This window comes from Croceicoccus hydrothermalis (assembly GCF_022378335.1).
Lineage (GTDB): Bacteria > Pseudomonadota > Alphaproteobacteria > Sphingomonadales > Sphingomonadaceae > Croceicoccus > Croceicoccus hydrothermalis.
The window spans coordinates 23,982-30,314 of record NZ_JAIQCI010000052.1 but is presented as its reverse complement, the minus strand read 5'-3'; the positions used below and the strand labels follow the sequence as shown (position 1 = coordinate 30,314).

Below are 6,333 nucleotides of genomic sequence, written 5' to 3'. Positions count from 1 at the left end.
TCGTTCCTTCGTCACTACGACGAGACCCAAATCCTCCTTAATCTACAACCGTAAATCTGTGCCATTGGTGCTGACGGCGAACACTCGGCAAACTGGAAGCGCTTGGTATCGAGTTCATCTGCGCAGACGAGGAAAGGGAAGCGCTGCTCGATCGGCATGGGTAAGATGGCGTGGCATCTCGATGGTCACGAAGAATGAAGCGGCAGAGGAGATAAAGTGAGAAAGAGGGCTTCACCCGATCGGCGAAAGGCATACGGCTATGTCCGTGTCAGCACGGCCGAGCAGGCCCAGCATCAGACTTCGCTCCGGCAGCAGACAGTCGATCTCAAAAAGTACTGCAATCAGAACCACATTGATCTCATCGAGATCTTTGTAGAACCGGGACTGTCCGGCTCCGACTGGAAAAGACCAGAATTCAACCGAATGATGCTACTCGCCACCGGCGATGATCGTCCGGTCGATTGTATCGTCGCCTGTGACATGGCCCGTCTCGCACGTGACGTGGAATTCACGGTAATAACGCAAGGTCAACTCCAGCGCGCTGGGGTGCAGTGCCTGTTCGTCTACCAGAAGTTCGAAGACAGTCATTTCGGCATGCTGCACAAACTGCTGACCAGCTGGCAGGATCAGGACGCTATCGTTAAGGCATCAATGAACACCCGAAGGGGTCTACGAGGGACCGCCGAGGAAGGATTCTGGGTCGGTGGGACCGTTCCGCTTGGCTACGAGTCCCGAACAGTCGAAGTGCGTTCGAAGAAGGAGAAGAAGAAGCTTTTCCTGAACGCGTCCGAAGCGGCGATCGTTCGGATGATATTCGACCTCGCGGAGAAAGGTATGAATGGTAGCCCTATGGGGGGCCGGGCTATCGCCGAATACCTGAACAAGCGTGGCTACACCCGCCGTGGGAAGATATTCTACAATGCGACTGTCGCAGGCATCCTGTCTCGACCCCACTACCTCGGCCGTTTTCCAGGTAACAAATTCGACGAATTTGGCAATCTCCTGCCTGAGGAGGAGTGGACCTGGGTGGACTGTCCGCAGCTTATCACCCAAGACCAATTCGACCGGGTTGCAGCGCTCAGGGAAGAGCGGGCACCGCGAAATACGCCTCCGCGGGTAGTAAGCGGTCCAACACTTCTCATCGGGTTAGCGGAATGCGAAGCCTGCGGTTCGGGAATGACGATCAGGACAGGAAAGGGTGGCCGTTATCGCTACTATTCCTGCAATTCGAAAGTGAACCGGGGTGCATCGGCGTGCGATTGTCCCAACGTACGGGCTGAGAAGCTGGACGAACTCGTTCTGGGCGAAGTCGCTGACAGGGTATTCGGGGAAGAGCATCTCGAACCGTTGCTCACGAAGGTGCTCGACACTTCTGATGAGGGCCGTGAGCGCAAGCTACAAGAATTGGAACAGTGCGAGGCGAAGTTAGCAGACGCCCGTCGCCGTCTTTCCAATCTGCACGACGCGATTGAGACTGGTGCAGTCTCTCCCCGCGATCCCGACATCACGGCTAGGCTGAAGCAACGGCGTACGGAGATCGATGCCCTTAATACGACTGTGACGACACTACATCAGCAGCTCGAACGTGGGCCTGCTAGTATCACTTCAGCCGCCGTTCAAAGATTTGGCGACATTGTTCGCCGAGAGCTGAAGCACGGCAAAGACGAGGCGCGCCAGCAGATTGCTCGTGCCTTTATCGAGAAGATCCGCATTGGCCCGAAGGTCGAAATCTCAGGGCAGACGGACGCATTGGCGCACGGCGCTGCGTCGGTTGCCCGATCAACGGGCGAGGTGCCCATCTTTGACCGGAAATGGTGCGGCCGAGAAGACTCGAACTTCCACGGGCTTTCGCCCACAACGACCTCAACGTTGCGCGTCTACCAATTCCGCCACGGCCGCATATCCGAGAAGGTTCGGGGCTGCCCCCGTCCGGTAGGTCGGTGCCATTAGCAACACGGATCGAGCGGCGCAACCGCCAATTTGCCGCCTTTTGACATGCACCGCGATTATAACGATTTCCAGCCGATCTCGACGACGCGCGCGGACCGCGGAATATCGGTCATCGCCTCGCGCAGAGCGATCGATTCGCCCGGCTCAAGCACGTTTTTCGGCGCGATCATCTCCACGCTATAGACGATCCGTTCCTGCGAATCGCGCAGGATGACCTGAATCGGCGGCACGCGTCTGGCGCTGCTTCCGGTGTTCACGATCCGGCCGCTCGCGGTGAAGAAGCGGGCGCCGTCCTCCGTCGTCTGCAGGATCTGGTCCTTGTCGGGGAAATCCAGTTCGAGATTTTCGGGCGCGGCCGCAAAGGTGCTGTTCGCGCCGGGCGCCCAGTCCGGCAAGCCGTAGAGACTCGCCGTCCCGTAGATTGCCGCCGCGATGGCCGCCACGCCCAGCGCCGCAATCAACCAGACCTGCCACCGCGAACGCGGCGGTGCGGCATCGGATATGCTTTCCTCGCGCCAGTCGTCGTCGGGCGCTGGCGCGTCAACCGGGTCGTGCACCGATTGATCCGCGCCGACATCTTCGATCCGTGCTTCCGGCTCTGCCTCGCCAACCGGCGACCGGGTGGTATCGGTATCGTCCGCGCTCGCCGGAGCGGTATCGGCGATCGCATCGGGAGCGGCGAACCAGCTATTGCCGCACTTGGCGCAGCGCACCGTGCGGCCATTCTCGCCGAGCGCGCCCGGAGGTACATCGTATCGCGTCTGGCAGGCGGGGCAGGCGATGAGCATATGCCTATCTTAAACAGCGCGAGTCGCCTCAGGGCAAGCCGGCGAGCGATCAATGCAATGGCAAATGCGCGGTTATCCACATGCGCGCGGCAATCGCGGGCAAATACGAAACCTTTGGCGCGAAAGCCGAGGGGCGCATTCCGGGAAAAAGGCCGCGGCCCCAACATGGCGATCCGTCCGGCTGGAAAGCATGAGTTTCGGATTACGCGATTGCGGCGCCGGGCTGTGCGCCCTAAGGCCGCTGACGACATGCTTCGCCGTATCTTTGCCTTTAATCTACTTGCCTGGGCGCTTGGTTTTGCGTGGTTCGCGCTTGTCCTGCCGCAACCGGCGGGGGATACGCGCACCGACGCCGTCGTCGTGCTGACCGGCGGGGCGGGGCGGATCGAGCGCGGGCTCGACGTGCTCGAGCGCGGATGGGCGGACCGGATGCTGATTTCCGGCGTCGATCCGGAGGTGAAGCCGGAGGAACTGGCCGCCGAATACGACATTCCGGCCGATCTGCTGCAATGCTGCATCGCGCTGGGTTACGACGCGGTCGATACGCGCAGCAACGCGGACGAGGCGGCAATGTGGGCCGATGCGCAGGGCTATCGCACGCTTCGCCTCGTCACGAGCGACTGGCACATGCGGCGCGCGCTTTTCGATGTGAAGCAGACGCTCGACCCCGGCATGACCGTGCTGGTCGATGCGGTCCCGACAGAACCGTCGATGTTCATGTTGTTCCTCGAATATCACAAGTTCGTGGCGCGCCATGTCGCCGATTGGACAGGGTTGATATGATCCGTTTGCGCACGGCACTTTTCGCGCTGATATTCTATCCCGGAAGTGCGGTATTCGCGATTCTGGGCATGCTCGCCGCGCCGTTTTCGGAACGCATGGTGCAACGCGTGGCCTACGGATGGTCGGCATTTCACCGGGCCTGCGCGGCGCATATCATGCGCATCCGGGTCGTCCTCGAGGGGGAGCGACCCGAAGGCCAGGTCATCTACGCCATGCGCCATGAAAGCTTTTTCGAGGCGATCGAACTGCCGCGCCTGCTCGGCAACGATCCGGTTCCTTTTGCAAAGGCGGAATTGTCGCGCATCCCGTTCTGGGGCCGGGCGGCGCGGGCCTATGGCATGGTGTTCGTGGAACGGACGCAGGGGGCGACCGCGCTGCGCACCATGGCGAAAGCGGCGCGCGAGTACAAGAAGACCGGCCGGGACTTCGCGATCTTTCCCGAAGGCACGCGCGTACCCGTCGGCAGCGCGCCGCCGCTGCGTTCCGGATTTGCCGGGATCTACAAGCTGATGAACCTGCCGGTGGTCCCTGTCGCGGTCGATAGCGGGCATGTCTATCGCACGACGCCGAAACGCAGCGGCACCATCACCTATCGCTTTGGCGCCGCCATTCCGCCCGGCCTCGACCGCGCGGAGGTCGAGGCGCGGGTCCATGCCGCGATCAACGCGCTCAACCCGCAGGATCAGCGCGTCGGCGTGTCCCCCGCGTCATCCTTGCCGCGCCGGCCGGATGCGTGATCGCCGCGCCCGAAATCGGGCCGTGCATCGTCCTGCCCTTCCTCGATGATTGAGCGGCGGATCGCGCGCGTCTGTGAAAAACGCTCGAACAGCGCATCGCCGTCGCCCCACCGGATCGCCCGCTGCATCGCGCTCAGATCCTCCGACAGGCGTTGCAGGATTTCGAGCACGGCCTGCTTGTTCGACAGGAATACATCGCGCCACATGGTCGGGTCCGATGCCGCGATGCGGGTGAAATCGCGAAAGCCGCCAGCCGAATATTTGATGACCTCGCCGCGCGTCACTTCCTCAAGGTCGGAAGCCGTGCCGACGATGGTATAGGCGATGAGATGCGGCACATGGCTCGTCACGGCGAGCACGAGATCGTGATGCTCCGCATCCATCAGCTCCACCGTGGCGCCCATCGCGGACCATAGCGCGGACAGGCGCGCCACCGCCCCCGCATCCGCCCCCTCCGGCGGGGTGAGGATGCACCAGCGATTGTCGAACAGCGCGGCAAATCCCGCATCGGGCCCGGAATGCTCCGTCCCGGCGACGGGATGCGCGGGAATGATGGTATGACCAGGAAGCGCCGCCCCGATCGCCTCGGCAACGGATGCCTTGCACGAACCTACGTCGCTTATGATGCAATGGGAGCGCAGCGCGCCTGCCATGTCCGCCGCCGCCGCGCCCATCGCGCGCACCGGCACGCACAGGATGACGAGGTCGGCGCTCGCCACCGCTTCTGCCATGCTGTCCGCAACGCCATGTGTCAGCCCGCGCCGCCGTGCCGTGTCCCGCACCGCCGGGTCCGCGTCATATCCCCGCACCGTCACGGTGGGAAGCGAGCGTTGGATCGCAAGCCCGATCGACCCGCCGATCAATCCCAGCCCAACGATCGCGATCGTATCGAAGGGCGCCGCCGCATCACCGGGCGCGGTCATGCCCCAGCATCCGTGAGCCGGCACAGCACCCCGGCGATCGCGTCCATCTGCGCCGCCGTGCCGATGGTAATGCGCAGCGCATGGGGCAGCCCCTGCCCCGGAAGCCAGCGCACGGCATAGCCTGCATCCTGTATCGCGAGGAGCGCGGTTTCGGCCGACAGCGCCCCTTCGAACAGGACGAGCACGAAATTCGCCTCGCTTTCCACCGTACGCAGGCCATGATTGCCCATCGCCGCGATGGCTGCGACGAAACGGGCGCGCTCCGCCGCGTTATGGTCGCGCGAACGGGTCACGAAATCCTCGTCCCCGACCGCCGCGATGGCCGCCGCCTGCCCCGCCAGCGTGACGTTGAACGGCCCGCGAATCCGGTTGAGCACGTCGATGAGCGGCGGCGCCCCCGTCGCCCAGCCGATCCGGTCGCCCGCCAGCCCGTAAATCTTCGAAAACGTGCGTGTGACCAGCACATTGCCATGCGCGGTGGCGAGCGCCATGCCGCCATCGTCCTCACCCGGCGCGAGATATTCGGCATAGGCCTGGTCGATCACGAGCAGCACGTTTTCCGGCAACCCCGCATGCAGGCGCCGCATGTCCTCCGCGCCGATATAGCGGCCCGTCGGATTGTTCGGATTGGCGACGAACACCACCCGCGTGCGTTCGGTGACGCAGGCGAGCAGCGCATCCACATCGGTGCCGTAATCGCGGTCCGGCGCGACGACGGGAACTGCGCCGCAACGCCGCGCGGCAATGTCGTACACGGCAAAGCCGTAGCGCACGTAGATCACCTCGTCCCCCGGCCCCGCGAAACCCTGTGCCGCGAGGTTCAGCAATTCATCGCTTCCGGTGCCGCACACGATACGCGCCGGGTCGATGCCGTTGCGCGCGCCTATGGCGGTGCGCAATGCCGTGGCATCGGGGTCGGGATAGGCGTTGGGCGCGGGCGCGTCGGTCCGGGCGGCGAGCGCGGCCGCGCTGGTGCCAAGGGGGTTTTCATTGGCCGACAATTTGACGAGCGGCGCGCCGTCCGCGCTCCTCGACCGGCCGGGGACATAGGCGTGGATGCCTTCGATCCACGGCTTGGGTCGCGGCCCGGATCGGGCGGTGGCGGGCTGTTCATCGGCGGGTGTCATGGGCCCGATGCCTTAATCCGCGCAG

5 protein-coding genes, 1 tRNA gene and 1 pseudogene are annotated in these 6,333 nt (G+C 63.6%); 3 read left to right on the top strand and 4 right to left on the bottom strand.

All coding sequences use genetic code 11. From position 1 onward, the window contains the following. Positions 1–216: 216 nt before the first annotated feature. A pseudogene (locus tag K4G67_RS17720) lies at positions 217–1,299 on the top strand (recombinase family protein); the annotation flags it as partial. Positions 1,300–1,812: 513 nt separating this feature from the next. Here K4G67_RS17720 and K4G67_RS16525 read toward each other — a convergent pair. Then, positions 1,813–1,899 (bottom strand) — tRNA-Leu (locus tag K4G67_RS16525). A 107-nt stretch (positions 1,900–2,006) separates the two neighbouring features. Beyond that, positions 2,007–2,738: a zinc-ribbon domain-containing protein gene (locus K4G67_RS16520; RefSeq protein WP_239807357.1), complete on the bottom strand. Its 732-nt coding sequence runs from the start codon at positions 2,736–2,738 to the stop codon at positions 2,007–2,009. 249 nt (positions 2,739–2,987) lie between these two features. On the opposite strand from K4G67_RS16520, the gene K4G67_RS16515 reads away from it, so the two are divergent. Further along, positions 2,988–3,521 (top strand): YdcF family protein, encoded by a 534-nt coding sequence (locus K4G67_RS16515; RefSeq protein WP_239807356.1) that lies wholly within the window; start codon positions 2,988–2,990, stop codon positions 3,519–3,521. Beyond that, positions 3,518–4,258, top strand: a complete 741-nt coding sequence (locus K4G67_RS16510; protein WP_239807355.1) for a lysophospholipid acyltransferase family protein — start codon at positions 3,518–3,520, stop codon at positions 4,256–4,258. Before K4G67_RS16515 ends, K4G67_RS16510 begins: the two co-directional genes overlap by 4 nt. On the opposite strand, the gene K4G67_RS16505 is transcribed toward K4G67_RS16510, so the two are convergent. Both K4G67_RS16505 and K4G67_RS16500 read right to left on the bottom strand, forming a co-directional pair. Then, the gene (locus K4G67_RS16505; protein ID WP_239807354.1) at positions 4,204–5,181 is read right to left on the bottom strand and encodes a prephenate/arogenate dehydrogenase family protein; all 978 of its coding nucleotides are present in this window, start codon (positions 5,179–5,181) and stop codon (positions 4,204–4,206) included. The genes K4G67_RS16510 and K4G67_RS16505 overlap by 55 nt on opposite strands. Next, the gene (locus K4G67_RS16500) at positions 5,178–6,308 is read right to left on the bottom strand and encodes a pyridoxal phosphate-dependent aminotransferase (RefSeq protein WP_239807353.1); all 1,131 of its coding nucleotides are present in this window, start codon (positions 6,306–6,308) and stop codon (positions 5,178–5,180) included. The genes K4G67_RS16505 and K4G67_RS16500 overlap by 4 nt, the downstream gene beginning before the upstream one ends. Between the last annotated feature and the right edge of the window lie 25 nt (positions 6,309–6,333).